The 15,901-nt window shown below is 37.1% G+C and carries 14 protein-coding genes and 1 riboswitch; of the genes, 1 reads left to right on the top strand and 13 read right to left on the bottom strand.

The features are described from left to right. Positions 1–199: 199 nt before the first annotated feature. The 4 genes from GKE48_RS05265 to GKE48_RS05250 form a co-directional block, all read right to left on the bottom strand. Positions 200–1,921 carry an InlB B-repeat-containing protein gene (locus GKE48_RS05265; RefSeq protein WP_022098140.1) on the bottom strand — a complete coding sequence of 574 codons (1,722 nt, stop codon included), beginning with the start codon at positions 1,919–1,921 and terminating at the stop codon, positions 200–202. A gap of 158 nt (positions 1,922–2,079) precedes the next feature. Continuing rightward, positions 2,080–3,552: a WD40/YVTN/BNR-like repeat-containing protein gene (locus GKE48_RS05260; protein ID WP_022098141.1), complete on the bottom strand. Its 1,473-nt coding sequence runs from the start codon at positions 3,550–3,552 to the stop codon at positions 2,080–2,082. Positions 3,553–3,571: 19 nt separating this feature from the next. Continuing rightward, complete coding sequence (locus GKE48_RS05255; protein WP_022098142.1) at positions 3,572–4,387, bottom strand: hypothetical protein; 816 nt, start codon at positions 4,385–4,387, stop codon at positions 3,572–3,574. Next, the gene (locus tag GKE48_RS05250; protein ID WP_055287620.1) at positions 4,374–5,048 is read right to left on the bottom strand and encodes an ATP-binding cassette domain-containing protein; all 675 of its coding nucleotides are present in this window, start codon (positions 5,046–5,048) and stop codon (positions 4,374–4,376) included. Before GKE48_RS05250 ends, GKE48_RS05255 begins: the two co-directional genes overlap by 14 nt. Before the next feature lie 158 nt (positions 5,049–5,206). On the opposite strand from GKE48_RS05250, the gene GKE48_RS05245 reads away from it, so the two are divergent. Further along, on the top strand, positions 5,207–5,854 hold the full coding sequence (locus tag GKE48_RS05245) for a phosphatase PAP2 family protein (RefSeq protein WP_055287622.1): 648 nt from the start codon (positions 5,207–5,209) through the stop codon (positions 5,852–5,854). Here GKE48_RS05245 and GKE48_RS05240 read toward each other — a convergent pair. From GKE48_RS05240 to GKE48_RS05200, 9 genes are all read right to left on the bottom strand, one after another. Further along, complete coding sequence (locus GKE48_RS05240; RefSeq protein WP_055287624.1) at positions 5,851–7,392, bottom strand: PhnE/PtxC family ABC transporter permease; 1,542 nt, start codon at positions 7,390–7,392, stop codon at positions 5,851–5,853. The two genes, GKE48_RS05245 and GKE48_RS05240, sit on opposite strands and share 4 nt — an antisense overlap. Further along, positions 7,376–8,128, bottom strand: a complete 753-nt coding sequence (phnC, locus tag GKE48_RS05235) for a phosphonate ABC transporter ATP-binding protein (RefSeq protein ID WP_022098146.1) — start codon at positions 8,126–8,128, stop codon at positions 7,376–7,378. Before phnC ends, GKE48_RS05240 begins: the two co-directional genes overlap by 17 nt. 33 nt (positions 8,129–8,161) lie before the next feature. Continuing rightward, positions 8,162–9,211, bottom strand: coding sequence for a phosphate/phosphite/phosphonate ABC transporter substrate-binding protein (locus GKE48_RS05230; protein ID WP_022098147.1), 1,050 nt, complete (start codon positions 9,209–9,211; stop codon positions 8,162–8,164). Further along, complete coding sequence (gene bioB / locus GKE48_RS05225; RefSeq protein ID WP_055214251.1) at positions 9,211–10,173, bottom strand: biotin synthase BioB; 963 nt, start codon at positions 10,171–10,173, stop codon at positions 9,211–9,213. Before bioB ends, GKE48_RS05230 begins: the two co-directional genes overlap by 1 nt. A gap of 116 nt (positions 10,174–10,289) precedes the next feature. After that, complete coding sequence (locus GKE48_RS14925) at positions 10,290–11,075, bottom strand: PocR ligand-binding domain-containing protein (RefSeq protein WP_022098149.1); 786 nt, start codon at positions 11,073–11,075, stop codon at positions 10,290–10,292. A 118-nt stretch (positions 11,076–11,193) separates the two neighbouring features. Then, positions 11,194–12,369 carry a phosphoribosylaminoimidazolecarboxamide formyltransferase gene (locus tag GKE48_RS05215; RefSeq protein ID WP_055287626.1) on the bottom strand — a complete coding sequence of 392 codons (1,176 nt, stop codon included), beginning with the start codon at positions 12,367–12,369 and terminating at the stop codon, positions 11,194–11,196. 15 nt (positions 12,370–12,384) lie between these two features. Continuing rightward, entirely contained in the window at positions 12,385–13,104 is a 720-nt protein-coding gene (locus tag GKE48_RS05210; protein ID WP_022098151.1) for an IMP cyclohydrolase, read from the bottom strand. A 221-nt stretch (positions 13,105–13,325) separates the two neighbouring features. Continuing rightward, positions 13,326–13,427, bottom strand: a riboswitch (ZMP/ZTP riboswitch). Positions 13,428–13,450: 23 nt separating this feature from the next. Next, on the bottom strand, positions 13,451–14,677 hold the full coding sequence (locus GKE48_RS05205; RefSeq protein WP_330583093.1) for a UTP--glucose-1-phosphate uridylyltransferase: 1,227 nt from the start codon (positions 14,675–14,677) through the stop codon (positions 13,451–13,453). A gap of 61 nt (positions 14,678–14,738) precedes the next feature. Then, the gene (locus tag GKE48_RS05200; protein WP_154300581.1) at positions 14,739–15,881 is read right to left on the bottom strand and encodes a bifunctional chorismate mutase/prephenate dehydratase; all 1,143 of its coding nucleotides are present in this window, start codon (positions 15,879–15,881) and stop codon (positions 14,739–14,741) included. Between the last annotated feature and the right edge of the window lie 20 nt (positions 15,882–15,901).

Raw genomic sequence — 15,901 nt, 5'->3', positions numbered from 1 at the left:
TCATATGCCAAGAGGCGCTAAAATGACTTTTGCGCAAAAAAAAAGACACAAAAATGCCTTTTTTCTCTCAAACTTTACAATATGTTACCATAATTAAATGTAATTTTCAAGCAAATATTTATCTATATATTGCATAAAAATACATACCTTAAAAACAGCCCCCAAAACAGGAGGCTGTCATCTATAATCTTCTGTTATATCATCTCGTTCTTGAGATTCCTTCTCTGCTTACTGACCACACCTGAATACACTCTTTATCAGACTTATTCATCATATTTTCCACCAATGTATTATTATTCTTTCCAAACCAGTTCTTTGCAAGAGCTTCTGCTGCGGGATTAATCAATGATTTAAGATATGAATTAGAAGAAACTTTAAGACACAACTTTTTCTTCTTCTTCCATTGAGCATATATTGTCATATTACCGCCATCATCTTCAACAAGCTTCGAAACTACATCCTTATTTTCGTACTTTGTACCTTTTCCATCTTCTTCAGTGTTCCATGAATCAAAATCATATCCAGGTCTTAGTGGCGGATCCGGAAGTTCATTCTCTTTCTCATATCCTGTGATAATTGTAGAACCGGCATCATATCCACCATTAGAATCAATATTAATATTGTATATATTCTCTTTCCACACAGCTGACATATCAACAACTGCCCCAAGCTTATCAGCCAGATTAAGCTTTCCAGGCACGCCGCCTTCAACATATGTGCCGTCTTCTGTTTCCCAGCCTAAACCTGTCCAACCGGTAAGACTATATAGCTGCGATACACACGGAAGCTCATCTTCTTCATCATATGTATAGAATCTGCTGTAATAACCTTCATCCTCATACCAGTCCCAGTCTGAATTATCAATAATCTTCATCATCTCACTTGATTCTTCCGGCTTATTGCAATACAGATGTACTTCATAAAAAATCGGCTGCCATATCGCATACAGAACAGCCTTTCCGCTATCATCAGGCGTCAGGTCAACAACAGACATAGTTGAATAAAACTTTCCTGTATCATCACTTTTCGTATTCCAGCCAGACAAATAATACCCTTTTCTTGACAGACTGCTTCCTTTAAGTCTGATTCTGCTGCCAAGCTTTGATGTAATATTCTCCATATAACCGGTAACCTCTGCGTCTGTGTTATTATCAAATGTAATTATATAATCCCATATAGCATAGACAGTCACATCTTTGTTATAATCACTCAGATCTTCCGGTTCTAATATGCCAGAGTCACCATATCTGTCAAAGGACCATCCGGTAAATATAAGTCCATTATCAGCAGATGCACCCTCAGTAAAACCTGTCAGTTCATCCCCTCTTCCATAATAAGCATCCTCATCATCCGGAAGATAAGCTTTAATGCCTCTGTCAGCTGCAACTCCTGCGCTATAATGAACTGTAAATGTCTGTCTTTCCCATATTGCTTTGATAACAATATCTTCTTCCGTATAAGCCCCTATTTCAACCCGAATGCCATTCTTTCCATAATCAGTATGCCATCCTTTGTCTCCTGAAACTTCCCAGCCTTTCAGAATATATCCATCCCTGCTTACCGCACCAATTCTTACATATGGTGTAACTCCTACACAGTCATAATAATTAGATGTTACCGCATCTGCTTTGGGCACAGATGCCTTATAATCAATAATAGTATGGTATTCTCCATAACGGTCAGCAAGATATTCCCCAATTCTCAGATCATCATTCCATTGTCCCGCATTATCTCCATTATCAATCTGTGACTGATAATATATCTTATCACATGTTCCTCCACCAAGATCAATAGTAATATTATGATGAACCTTATACTCGTCTTCCGCTGCATATGATATCACCGCCCAGCCAATAACCAGTATACCTAATAGTACAGCTGCTGCTGTCAGGCGCTTTTTCTTTCCATGTCTGCTTTTCATATTACAATCTCCTTATGAATAATCCTCATTCACGTCCAGCGTCCATAAGAAAATGCATATATCAAAAAAACATGCGTGGTATTATAATTCCTTTTGCTATAATTATAATACCATGCATGTTTATATTATTCAAATACTTTTTACACTTTAATAAGCATTTAATCTTTTATCTCAACCTGACCAATATATTTCCACGTACTTCCTTTATCAGATGACTGATATTTTGCCGCTGTTTTTCCATCATTGTAAACAGCATTTTTGCCCTGAGTAAGATATATTGTTATAATTCCGGTAGAATCAACAACCGGTGTAAGAGCTTCCTTATATACATCGCCCCATCTTAACTGTTCTGAAGAATCTGCACCGTTTTTTCCGGAATCAGTTTTAGTTTCAGTCTCCTGCCCCTGTGGATTTGCAGCTGAACTGTCAAGTTCCTGCTCCTCAAGCATTACCTTTGCAAATGTTTTACCACCATCATCTGTCTTATAAAGATTACTATCCATACCTTCAACATAATCATAACAGAAAAAGCCGACATCAGATGACACATAAACAACACCCTTAATTATATTAGTAGCAGGTCCGCTTCCAACTATGTCCCAGCTTTCCCCACCATTACTTGTGCTGTATATCCTTGATGATTCATTAGTATCATTACTCTTTGCATATCCGCAAACAATCACCCCATTGTCAGAATCAAAGAATTTTACATAATAATAATCAGCCGTATATATCTTATCAAGTTCACATGTTGTCCAGTTTTCGCCTTTATCATCCGAATAAACAACAGTAACCGGAATTTTAGTGTTATTAGCTGTCTTTCCTCCATACACAAAAGCAGTTTTTTCAGTAGTTATCATATAACTGCCTTCTTTAAGTGTTGTTGAACTGTTAGGCTCATACAACAGATAAGAATAAGATACAGGAACCGAAATATATTTTTCTCTATCATAAGTGACAAGAAGTGAATTATCCTTTATTGAATAATTAGCAAGCTGATCCTTGTTAGAATTACTTGTAATCTCTGTATCTCCGCCTGAATCAATTCCCTGCTGTGCATAATACTGTTTCAGTCCATAGTCTTCTGAACTCATGACTGAAGTAACATAAAGCTTCGCAGTATTATCATAGTTGTTATCAAGATAAAATGAAACCACCCACTCACATTTTATTCTTCCGTCATCCTGAATACCTTCCCATGAAGAAAAATAATCCGAATTAAGATTCTGCGGAATAACCCAGAAGGACAGCAGAACAGTATTGCTTGAAAGGTCAAGCACGCTTACTGAATCAATACCTGATTTTACAATATACTTTGAATATGGAACATATTTCTGTCTGTACTGTGAGATATATTTTTCGAGCCATTTAGTTCCAAGCCCCACCATATCCGGATTAGTAAAATTAGACACATTATCATTATCATAATCAGATACATAATCATCAGATACAACATTCCACTGATCATCAATTCTTATTGAAAATGTATAACGTGATTTAATATCCAGCTTATTTTCCTGATATTTAGATACATAGCTGTATACAAACACCCCTATGACAAGAAGACTGAATATAACCAGAACTGCATATGTAATTATTTTTGTCTGAAATCTTCTGCTTTTCTGATACATAATCGTCCTCCTGCTTTAATTAAAATTCTCTTTTATTATGCATTGCCTCTCTTATTATCACACGATAATACTTATACCACCACAGAAAATACATTGCGCCTGCTCCAACAAGAAACATAACACAGACAACAAACGGATGTATTGCATATATCCAGCTTGCTGCAATTCTGCCATTAAGCACAGGCAGTCCATATGCAAGTATTACACATATAGCCATTATTGTGCCATTAAGGACACTTCTGTTTTCGTACACACCTCTGAAATGGTCAAATGTTATAATTGCCATCATCTCACCCACAGGTCTTGCACATGCTGTAACAATGCACAACATAAGTGCATTAAATACCGGTTCTCCAAGTATTATAAGTATAATAAAATAGAATACAAATTCTGTTACTATCTTATATATAAATTTCCCCAGAAAATTCATATACGGACTAACAAGCATTACACGAATCATAAGATAATCCCTGTCACCCATTGCAAATATTGTTGTATTAGCAAGACTTCCACATATAGTTGAAAGCATTATAAACAGATATATTATAGAAATATCCTGATGAATCCTTATTAGTGGGAAGAAATATGCAAGTATTGTATAGGGAACATATATAAGAAGAATTACATACATGAACTTTCTTATAAATTCCCATGCAAGCATAAATATCTGTGCCATAGTTCCAACGATAGCCCTGCTTTTTGATTTTTCACCAAAAGCATCATCCTTCACCAGTTTCCTTATTACAGGAAAACTCTTTATCATCTTAATTCCTGCCTCTGTTCCCTCATAATATCGTAATATTTTCTCAGCAAACAGCTTTCTAAATAATTTCATTGTCTGCCTCCCCAAGTATGTCTAATACAGCTTCTTTTATCTCTGGAATCTGCATAGTTTCATGTGATATAGGATTGAGTTCACCATTGTTAAGAACCAGCACATCCTTTGATATTCTATGTGCAATATCCAACAAACCTGTTGATATAAGAATTATATGGTCATTCTTATATTCATTAAGAACTGAAAGCATATCATCAATATATTCATCAGTACAATAATCAAGTGCCTCATCAAACATCATTACATATGGTTTCTGAATAAGAAAAGCTGCTAACTGAAGCCTCTTCTTCTCCTCAAAACTGTAATCTGCAATATGTCTGTCTCTTATCAGCCCTGTAAGCTTCACTTTATCAAGATAATATTCAGGCTTTTCGCTGTTCTTATTCATATCACAGAGCATACTGATAAACTGATATCCTGTAATAAGCATAGGCAGAACACTCTGCTTTGCAGCAAAGAAAAGCGTGCACCTCTCCTTAGTCTCAACAGTGCCTGAGTCTACAGGAATATCTCCTGCGATACACTCAAACAGAGTTGTTCTTCCTGCTCCTGCACCGCCAAGAACCGGATATATATTTCCTTCTTCAAATGTATATTCAATATCAGTAAGAATTTCGTTCTTACCAAAACTTTTCTTCAAATGATTCAAATGTAACATTTATAAATCTCCTGCATCCAATGTGTCATATCATTATATTACATATTTATTTGGTTTGTAAACCTTCAAAACCTTATTATATTGCATTTATTCAGCAACAATGATATAATCTTGAAATATTTTGCTAATAATATAAAAAAATGTAGAGGTGTACAGTATTGAAAGATTTTTTTAAAAGAAAAGGCTGGAGAATATGCTTTGCAGTATATATATTTATATACCTTCCATGGTTTTCAACTCTTGAAAAAGTAATTAACAGTGATTATCCCGGGCTTCATATCATCAATATTCCTTTTGATAATATGATACCTTTCTGTGAATACTTTATAATTCCATATGTATTATGGTTTTTATATGTGGTTGCAGCTTGCATATATATGTATTTTAAGGCAGATAATAAAGAATTCATACAGTTTGCGTTATCACTCATAATCGGTATGTCACTCTCTCTTACTATATGCATGATATATCCTAATGGTCTTACATTAAGACCTGATTATATCCCTGATAACTTCTGTGGAAAGATAATCAATGCACTATATACAATAGATACTTCAACAAATGTATTCCCAAGTATACATGTATACAACTCACTGGCAGTTAATTTTGCATTACTGCGTTGCAAAGCTTTAAAAGGACATATAATAACAAAGACATTATCTTCCATTCTTTGCATCCTTATATGCCTTGCAACCGTATTTTTAAAGCAGCATTCTGTAGTCGATGTAATCGGAGCAATAATTCTTTATATCGTTCTTTACATTTTCATATATGTTATTGACTACAGCTGTTTAAAGAAAGCTTAGTGGATTCTCTTTAAACATTTTGAAAGAAGTTCTATAAGAAGAACTACAACAAACAATACAATAAGAATTGAGCCAACGGCGTCCCATCTGTAATTGTTCATGTAGACAATCAGTGGGGCGCCGATTCCGCCTGCTCCAACAAGTCCTAATGTACTTGCCGACCGCACATTCACATCCAGCCTGTACATCACAGCATCCTTAAACTGAATCTTAAGCTCAGGTACTGCCACATACCGTAATCTTGCTATAAATCCCGTTCCTGCACATTTGCACGCATTCCACGCCGCCATGTTCCAGTTGTCAACTGCAACTGTGAATCTCTTTGTCAGAAGTCCAATACTGCACATCATCATTGTAAGCACTCCGGCAAAGCTGCCAGGTCCCGTAACCCTTATGAATATAAGTCCATACACATACACAGGTACAGTTCTTATTGCCATAACAACAAGCCTGCCAATAAAAGCCATAGGTGCTGGAACGAATTTTCTCGAATTAATCAATGTAAGTATTACTGCAAACACTGCTCCGGCACATGTTCCCGCAACTGCGATTGCAATAGTTTCAAGCATAAGATACATAACGCCACTCTTTCCGGTCATAAACATGTATTCCCAGTCCGGATGTGTAATTCCGTGCATAATCGCACCAACAACCTTAATACCAAGCTTTGATGTTGATACATCTTTAACTGCACTGAGACTGTATACAAAAAATACCATGATACATACACTTATAATCACATTTGCAGTTGTATTTCTCTTAATACGTCCATCAAGATATGCTTTCAGGAATGTACTTATTCCCTCAATCACAAGCACTGCGACAAAAAGCATAACAAGAATCATTCCAACCCTGCTGTATTCACGCCAGCTTATCTTTTCATTAAGCAGTAGTCCTATTCCACCTGCACCTACATAGCCAAGTATTGCCGCATGTCTTATATTAGCTTCCAGTACATAAAGCGAATTACTAAGATATCCCGGCAGCAGTTCAATAATAACTGTCCGTGAAAATGCTTTAAATTTTCCTGCTCCTATAGCTGTAACTGCTTCGTATGGCTTCAGTGTCAGACCTTCAATATCCTCACCACCAATTCTTGCCATTACAGCCCATGTCGATACAGCTATTGCAATAGTTCCTGCTGCCGCACCAAGCCCCCATATAAATGTTGCTACAAGTGCAAGTATAAGCACAGGTATTGTTCTTACACACTGTACAATAACTCTCACCACAATCCTTACATATGATTTCTTAATAAGATTGCCTGCATATAAAAATGCAGTAAAAAGTCCAAACACAGCACCTATAAATGTACCCGCAATTGACATCTGCACAGTCTTAATAAGTGGTTCAATAATCTTACCACAATATCCTGTATCCGGTGGGAACATTCTTTTTATGAATAATACAGCCTGACTGCCTCTCTTTATAATTACATTCATATCAAAGCCTGTTACAGCAAAACAGAATATTATTATAAAAAGCATTACCAGTGCCGTAATTCTTCTGATAACCTTCATTCTATTCATGCTTTTCATACGCACCACCATATATGAATTCAATATTCTCATCTGTTACCTCTGACGACTTTTTATCAAGTACAAGTCTGCCGTCAGCAATTCCTATAATTCTGTCCGATTTCTTCAATGCGAGCTCTACCGAATGACTGTTCATAATAACCGTTATATTGTACTGCCTGTTAAGCTGTACAAGAATATCCGTAATCTGTTCTGCACTATATGGGTCTAGAGAAGCAACCGGTTCATCCGCAAGAATAATATCAGGCTTCTGCATTAGTGCCCTTGCAATTGCAACTCTCTGTTTCTGTCCTCCCGAAAGTTTTCCCGCATATGAATACATTTTTTCAGATAATCCCACTGCTTCAAGCTGCTTTCTTGCATATTCCTTCTGTTCCTTAGTGAATATACCAAAAAGTGCCTGAAAAGCATTTCTATCTGCCAATGCCCCATTAAGCACATTGTCTAAGCAGGTAATTGTATCAACAAGGCAGAAATCCTGATATATAGTGCCTATTGTTTTCTGAATATCTCTTTTCTTTCTTCCCTTAAGCTTTGTAAAATCCTGGTTATTAATAATAATACGGCCTGCAGTTGGCTTAATCATTCCATTAAGCAAGCGAAAAAGAGTGGTCTTTCCAGCACCACTCTTTCCAATTACTGATATGAATTCGCCCTGTTCTACTGAAAAACTAATGTTATCAAGGGCTTTATCTCCACCTTTATATAATTTACTCACACTGTCTATCTGTAACATGTATATTGTCCTCCCAGACAGCTTAAAGGTGAATTATTTCTTTAACATATTCTGCGCCGCACGCTCTGCATCATAATCAGAGCTTTGGGCATACTGATATCCAATATGGCTTAATACATTCAAAACTTTAAGTCCGTCTTCACTTTTTCCTATATTAATACAAGCATCTGCAAATGCTTTCTTAAAGCCTTCTGACATAATATCTGAATTCTTACTAACACATATTGTATCATCCATTATCTGATCTGTCACTGCCAAAACTGCAGTCTGTTTATAACAATCATCTGTACCACCGAATTTGCTCATCCAGTTAGCTGCATATTTTGCTCTCATATGTGCAAATCCGACAATAACATCAACCTGTCCTGCTGCAAGTCTTGACATAGATGTTGTATATGAATCAGACTGTACGACATTGGCAAGGTCACTTATCTGCTTCCCATAATTATTGTAAAGCCACAAACTTGGGTATATATAACCTGATGCTGATGAAGCACCCATTACAGCCCATGTTGCACCATTCAAATCATCCCATGTAAGCTTCTGTCCTGCATTAACCTTGGCAGCAAGCTCCTGTCCCTTAGTACTTGGTCCTGCAAGAATTATTGAACGGTAATATGTTGTAAGATTATCTGTAAACGCTTCCTCCGTTCCGTCATTCCAGTCCTTGGCATTAAGAGAATCCTTGTTAATAGCTTTTCTCTGTGCAGTAAGCAGAACATCACAGTCATCATCATATGTAACATAAGTTCCGCCAGAAATAAATCCTGCATCTGCTGTTCCGGCACTTAAAGCTTCTCCTACTGCACTGTAAGAAGTTCCTACTGTAATCTCAACATTGCCTACATTATACCCCTGTGTAGCAAGTTCATCTTTAATCATGCCGCCAAGAGGCTCAAGTCCTGTAAGCAGCGTATCAGCATCCTGATACGGTGCAATCATTATTCTGAATGTATCAATATCCTTAGAATCTTCTTTAGTTGTATCTTTTCCACAGCCTGTCAGCCCTGCTGATAATCCCATGCAAAATGTCGCTGTAAGTAACACAGCCATTCCTTTTTTCAAATATTTTGTTAATTTCATTATTTTGTCTCTCTTCCAATTTCCTTTAACATATTCTTATCGCTTCTAATTGTAGCACATGCAACAGTAGTAAGCATATTACCTGTAATAGTAGCAGACGCACCAGACTGAAATGCCTTGATTCCGTCTCCTGTAAGAAGTGCTCTTCCTGCACCAAGTCTTATATCAGCCTCCGGGTTAATATATCTAAAGAATGCTATTGTTCTTAATATCTCAGGCTCAGTAAGTCTTCTCTCATTCTCAAGAGGTGTACCCTTAATTGGCATAAGTGCATTAAGAGGAATAGAGTCAACTCCGACTTCCGCAAGACTTATTGCCATATCAAGTCTGTCTTCCCAGTCTTCGCCCATTCCTATTATACCACCTGAACATGCCCACATACCTTCTGCTTTTACAAGCTTTAAAGTTTCAATCTTCATATCGTATGTATGTGTAGTGCATATATTAGGGAAATTTCTTCTTGAAGTCTCAATATTATGGTGATAACTTGTAACACCTGCTTCATGAAGTCTGTGAAGCTGCTCAGCATTAAGAAATCCCATAGATGCACACAGCTCAATATCACATTCTTTATTCATAGTCTCATAAGCATGAACAGCCTTTTCAAATTCCTCACCGGTAAGAGCTTTTCCAGCTGTAACAATCGAAAAACGGTCAACACCTTCTGACTCATTCAGCTTACACGCCTTTACAATATCCTCTTCTGGAAGAAAATCATATACCTCACAGTCAGTGTGATTGTGTGCAGACTGTGCACAGTACTTACAATCCTCTGGACATTTGCCGCTTCTTCCATTAATTATAGAACATAAGTCAACCTTATCTCCAACAAAATGTTTTCTTATCCTGTCTGCCCCTTCACAAAGTTCATCCAAATCGCAATTCAGAAAAAATGTCAAATCATCCTGTCTTTTAATTCTTCTTCCGTTAATAATCTCTTCTGCCAGTTCTAATGGTGTCATATATACATACCTCTTTTGAAAAATATTTATTAGATTATAGAACTGAAAAAGGCGAATGTCAACAAATTGTGCCTTGCAGTTGACATTCGCCATATGTAATTACCCGCTGGTATTCTTTATCTCTTACCTATATCTGCCATATCATGTATAACATCAGATATATTCTCTACAGTTGAGGTTATTCTGTTATTAAGATCTGTACAGCTCTTAGCAAGCTTTCCTACCTCTAATGCTACAACTGAAAAGCCTTTTCCCGCCTCACCGGCTCTTGCAGCCTCAATAGATGCATTAAGTGCAAGAATATTCTGCTTTCTCTGTATGCCATCAAGCTGCTTGGTATTCTCCTTGATATCTCTCACATACTCTTCACAGCTCTTAACACCACCTGTAAGCTTTGTAATCAATTGTCCATTGTACTTAGAATTATATTCTGAATTAATAAAATTATTAAGTACTGCTCCTAGCAGGTTAGCTGCCGCATTAATCTCTGCCTCTGTTCTTACTGTAACTTTTCCTAACGCCTCAATATACTCATCCTCATTAATACCCAGTTCTCTTGCAACACCTCTGAATTTCTCTTCATCCGGATGCTCAGGTAAAACCTGACCTCCGATTACAGAGCCAAGCACTGTACCATCGCTTAACTTAAGCGGAATACCAAAATCCACAAGTCCAGCATGACAATGATATACACCTTGTCCCTCAGCGTCACATTTCTCACATCTTCTGCATCCTTCCTTACTTCCTCTGGTAAGCTTTATACAGAAATCTGTAAAGTTGTAACATTCGGAAATATACTTTCCATCAGCTCCAACTGCAACCGTGGCTAATCCTGTTGCCACAGCCCAGTCAGACATAATTGATTCAAATTTCTCCATATCAGCAAAATCTTGAATCTTCATGCTTAAACCACCTCTTTTTCAATTGTCACATGTATTGATTGAGTAAATTTTAACAAATAAGACCTCTAAAGTCAATGAATATGAGTAATTATCAACATTTTTATGTACTGGCTCTGTATTAATGATGGAACAATCTCATTCCTGTAAAGCACATAGCCATTCCTCGCTTATTGGCTGTTTCTATAACCTGATTATCTCTTACAGAACCACCAGGCTGTGCTACATACTTAACACCAGACTTATAAGCTCTTTCTATATTATCTCCGAATGGGAAGAATGCATCTGAACCGATTGTTACATCAGTATTGCCTGCAAGCCATTCCTTCTTTTCCTCTGTTGTAAATACAGATGGTTTCTCTGTGAATACTCTCTCCCAGTCATTGAGAATATCTTCATACTCATCACCAATATAAAGGTCAATTGCATTGTCTCTGTCAGCACGGCCTACGCCTTCCTTAAATGGAAGATTAAGGACCTTTGGATTCTGGCGGAGATACCAGTTATCAGCCTTCTGACCTGCAAGTCTTGTACAATGGATTCTTGACTGCTGTCCTGCTCCGATACCGATTGCCTGTCCATTCTTTACATAGCATACAGAATTAGACTGTGTATACTTAAGTGTTATAAGTGCAATAATCATATCAATCTTAGCAGACTCTGGAATATCCTTATTCTCTGTTACAACATTTGATAAAAGTTCCTTATCAATAACAAACTCATTTCTTCCCTGTTCAAATGTTACACCAAACACCTGCTTTCTCTCGATTGGTTCAGGCTTATACTCAGGGTCAATCTTAATGATATTGTAGTTACCCTTCTTCTTAGCCTTTAATATCTCAAATGCCTCCGGCTCATAGCCAGGTGCAACAATACCATCTGAAACCTCATGCTGGATAAGCTTTGCTGTAGCAACATCACATACATCTGATAATGATATGAAATCACCGAAAGATGACATTCTGTCTGCACCTCTTGCTCTTGCATATGCACATGCGATTGGGCTTAATTCTCCGATTGCTTCGTCAACCCAGTAAATCTTCTTCTCAACATCTGTAAGAGGAAGTCCTACTGCAGCACCTGCTGGAGATACATGCTTGAAAGATGTAGCTGCTGGAAGTCCTGTAGCTTTCTTTAACTCCTTAACAAGCTGGTATCCGTTAAATGCATCAAGAAAATTAATATATCCTGGTCTGCCGTTAAGAATCTCTACAGGAAGGTCACTTCCGTCTTCCATAAATATTCTTGAAGGCTTCTGATTAGGGTTGCATCCGTATTTTAACTGAAATTCGTTCATATTCTTTCTCCTTAATTATTTTACATTCTTGTTAATAATTCTTGTTTCGTATTCACCTGTAGCAATATCAATATATCTTACAAAAAGTGAAACCTTATTATCTGCATTAAGATTATCCCAGATCATCTGTGTGAATTCTTCAATATCGCCAGATATCTTAACCCAAGTAGGTTCTCCCTCATAGCTTGGAAGTGGATTGCCATCACCCATATATGTATGGATATAATGCCCCTCTCCTGCAAATGCTGCATCATATGTATATGTGTGTCTTTCACATATGTCAGGATTACCATTATGGCTCTTTAATATAGACATTGCATATGAATATTCATTATTCTCAATATGAAGCACACTTGAAATTCTTGGTGTATAGTTAGGTGCATCATGCTCATATTTTCTTACTCTTAAAGATTCTTCAAATGTTTTTCCTTCTGAAAGACCATCATAAACCGTATCAGTCTGATCTCCATTAGTAACTATAGTATTATTGCCAAGTACTCTTACAGGGGCATAGATAATAAGCTCTGGTGCAACTAAAAGTGTTGATGGGTCAAAAGCTTCTGTTCTGATACCCTCTCCGTCCTGTACAAATACACGGTTACGGCTGCTCTCGCTTCTTCCCATAATAAAGTAAGCTGAAACTGCCTTCTTACCATCCTCTGACATACCGGCAACAATTCCTCTGCCCGGATAAGCACATCCTGATAATTCCTCTGAAAGGTTCTTAATTGTCATAACTGACCTCCTGTTAAATGTGATGACTGCGTTCGCTATTCTTTTTCATGAGCAGTGCTCGTAACTCAAATGCCAGAATTTCATTCTGGCATTGTCGCGGTGCTCCTCGAGAATCCATATAAGTTTCGCATTATGTGCAAGCACAACTGTGAAACTTCCATGTCTTCTCTCATCGTTACTCGCACAAAAAAGCCGACCATCTGGGAACGCAGCTTATAGCTTAACGTTGCCCAGGCGGTCGGCTTTTCTTAATATAAACTGTACTCCCTGTGGGTTATCCCACAATGCCTATAAGGCATCTTCCGCCAGTTGTACAGCGCTTATTAATAACATACAACAAAATATGTTAAATTGCAACACCATTCTTCTTAAGAAGTTCTCTTGCTGATTCAACCGAATCAATACCTGTTGCATTCTTAATTGGTGCAAATTCCTTTTCTCTTACTACCTCGAATGGCAGACAGCTGTCAAGCTCATGAATCATATCAAGAACAAGACCCTCAAATTTATATCCGTTAGGCTTTTCAGGCTTAACAAGATTACCATTCGCATCAATATATGGAATCTTCTTCTCAACAATATGCAATGGAAGATTCTTTCCAACAATTCTTTCAAGATCAGAAACCCTGAACAGATAGTTAAGAATAACACCGAAATTATATGCTGGATCGTCCTTTGCATTCTTAGCATCCATCATCTCTTTAGTAAGTTCATAATACTCAACAATGGAAGGCTTTCCATCTTCAAGACACATAACGCCAACCTTCTCATCAGGAGCTGCCTTTCTTACAACCTTAGAACCAACTGCACAGTGCTTTTCAATTGTAGCACCGATAAATACAGGGTCTGCAATTCTCTGAAGAACATTGTCAACAGCAAATACATTAAGCCACTCAATTCCGTTATTCTCAAGAACCTCTGTTAATCCAGCCTTCTTTAAAGAGATATACCAGCCACCATTACCATTAGGTGATGTAGCCATTCTTCCCTTATCTTCAAGATATATCTTACCATCATAATCAGTGGCTGCTGCCATCTCCTGCTTGAAGAAATGTACATATTCACTCTTATATCCGAAGAAGTCCTTCTCTTCAAAGAAAGAAACTGTAGCATCATTATTCTTCTCACTAGTCATAACGAATAAATGTATATATGTTCCTGTCTCTTTAACAACATCCATAAGATTATTAATAAGGCACTCGAATATATAAAGTTCCCTGTTAACTCCCACGTTATACATTCCCTTAGGATTATCAGAACCAAGTCTTGTTCCCATTCCGCCTGCAAGAAGAATTGCTCCAACCTTGCCAGCCTTAATTGCCTCTACACCTGTATTCTTAAATGTATCATAGTCAGCTTCTATCTCATCAAGTTCCATTGCACCAAGAGGTGTAATTTCACCTTTCTTAACAAGCTCAGACTTATGTTCAATTGCCGATAAAACTTCCATATCAGTCTTATCAATCTGCTTAAGAAGTGCTGCCTTCTCATCATCTGATAATTCATCATAATATCTTAATATCTGTTCCTGACCGTACTTTGAAAGCTTAAGCTTTGCTTCTTCTAAATTCACTCTAATTCCCTCACTTATATAATAGCTTATTGTCTGACGACATCTTTATAATTCTAACACATTAATAGTTTCCAAGCAACTTAATAGATTCAGCTTCTTCTTCAATACCTCTTAATGCGTTCATAACTTTTGGATCATCAATGTTACCAGCAAAATCAACAAAGAACCGGAAATTCCATCTCTTTCCTTCAACATTCCCTTCAATAGGTCTTGATTCAATCTTATTCATATTAAGTCCATTATATATAATATGACTTAAAAGATTATATAGAGTGCCTGCTTCATTAGCTGTTTCAAACACAATACTCATCTTCTGTGCATTCTTAACAAACTTTCTTGTATTAGTAACAATAACAAATCTTGTTGTATTGCCTTCCTGGTCTGTAATTCCAGACTTTAAGATATCAAGGCCATAAAGCTCTGCTGCTTCCTTACTTGCAATAGCAACATGAGTCTTATTATGCTCCTGAAAAATCATCTTTGCCGCAAGTGCTGTATTAGCCTGACTGATTCTCTGCCAGTCCTTATGAGTATCTAAGAATCTGTCACACTGCATAAGTCCCTGTGGATGTGAATATACAGCAGTTACGTTTTCAAGTTCAGTTCCTGGAAGTCCTAGTAACAAATGTTCAATCTTAACATAAGTTTCTGCTATTATGTAATTATTATATTCCTGTAACAGATCATACACATCAGCAACAATTCCAGCATTGGAATTTTCTATAGGAAGTACAGCATAATCAGCCTTCCCCTGCTTAACTGCCTCCATGCACTCTCTCCATGTAGGAACATTGAAATTATCAACATCCTTGCCAAAGAAATTAATCATGGCAGCATATGAATATGCACCCGGTACACCCTGATATACAACCTTACAGTTCTTTTTATTAATCTCATCAATAGCCTCATATGGTTCTCTCAAAGTCTGCCCCATCTTTTCAAGCAACATATACTGATTCTTTCTCGAGTTAGCCATAATCTGTGCAAACAGGTCATCAATAGCATGCACATTATCAGGATTCTTGACAAGCTTCTTTACAGATTCTAACTTAGCTTTCTCTCTTGCTGGATCAAGAACTTTCTTTCCTGTCTCAATCTTATATTCTGCAACCTCAGTTGTCAGTTTCATTCTCTCTTCAAACAGTTCTACAAGCTGACTGTCGATTTTATCAATATTATTTCGTATTTCATTAAGATCTAACATATACTTCTCCTCTTTAAAGC

This window comes from Lachnospira eligens (assembly GCF_009680455.1).
In the GTDB taxonomy this organism is placed as follows: Bacteria; Bacillota; Clostridia; order Lachnospirales; family Lachnospiraceae; genus Lachnospira; species Lachnospira eligens_A.
This window is presented reverse-complemented; position numbering and strand designations above follow the sequence as displayed.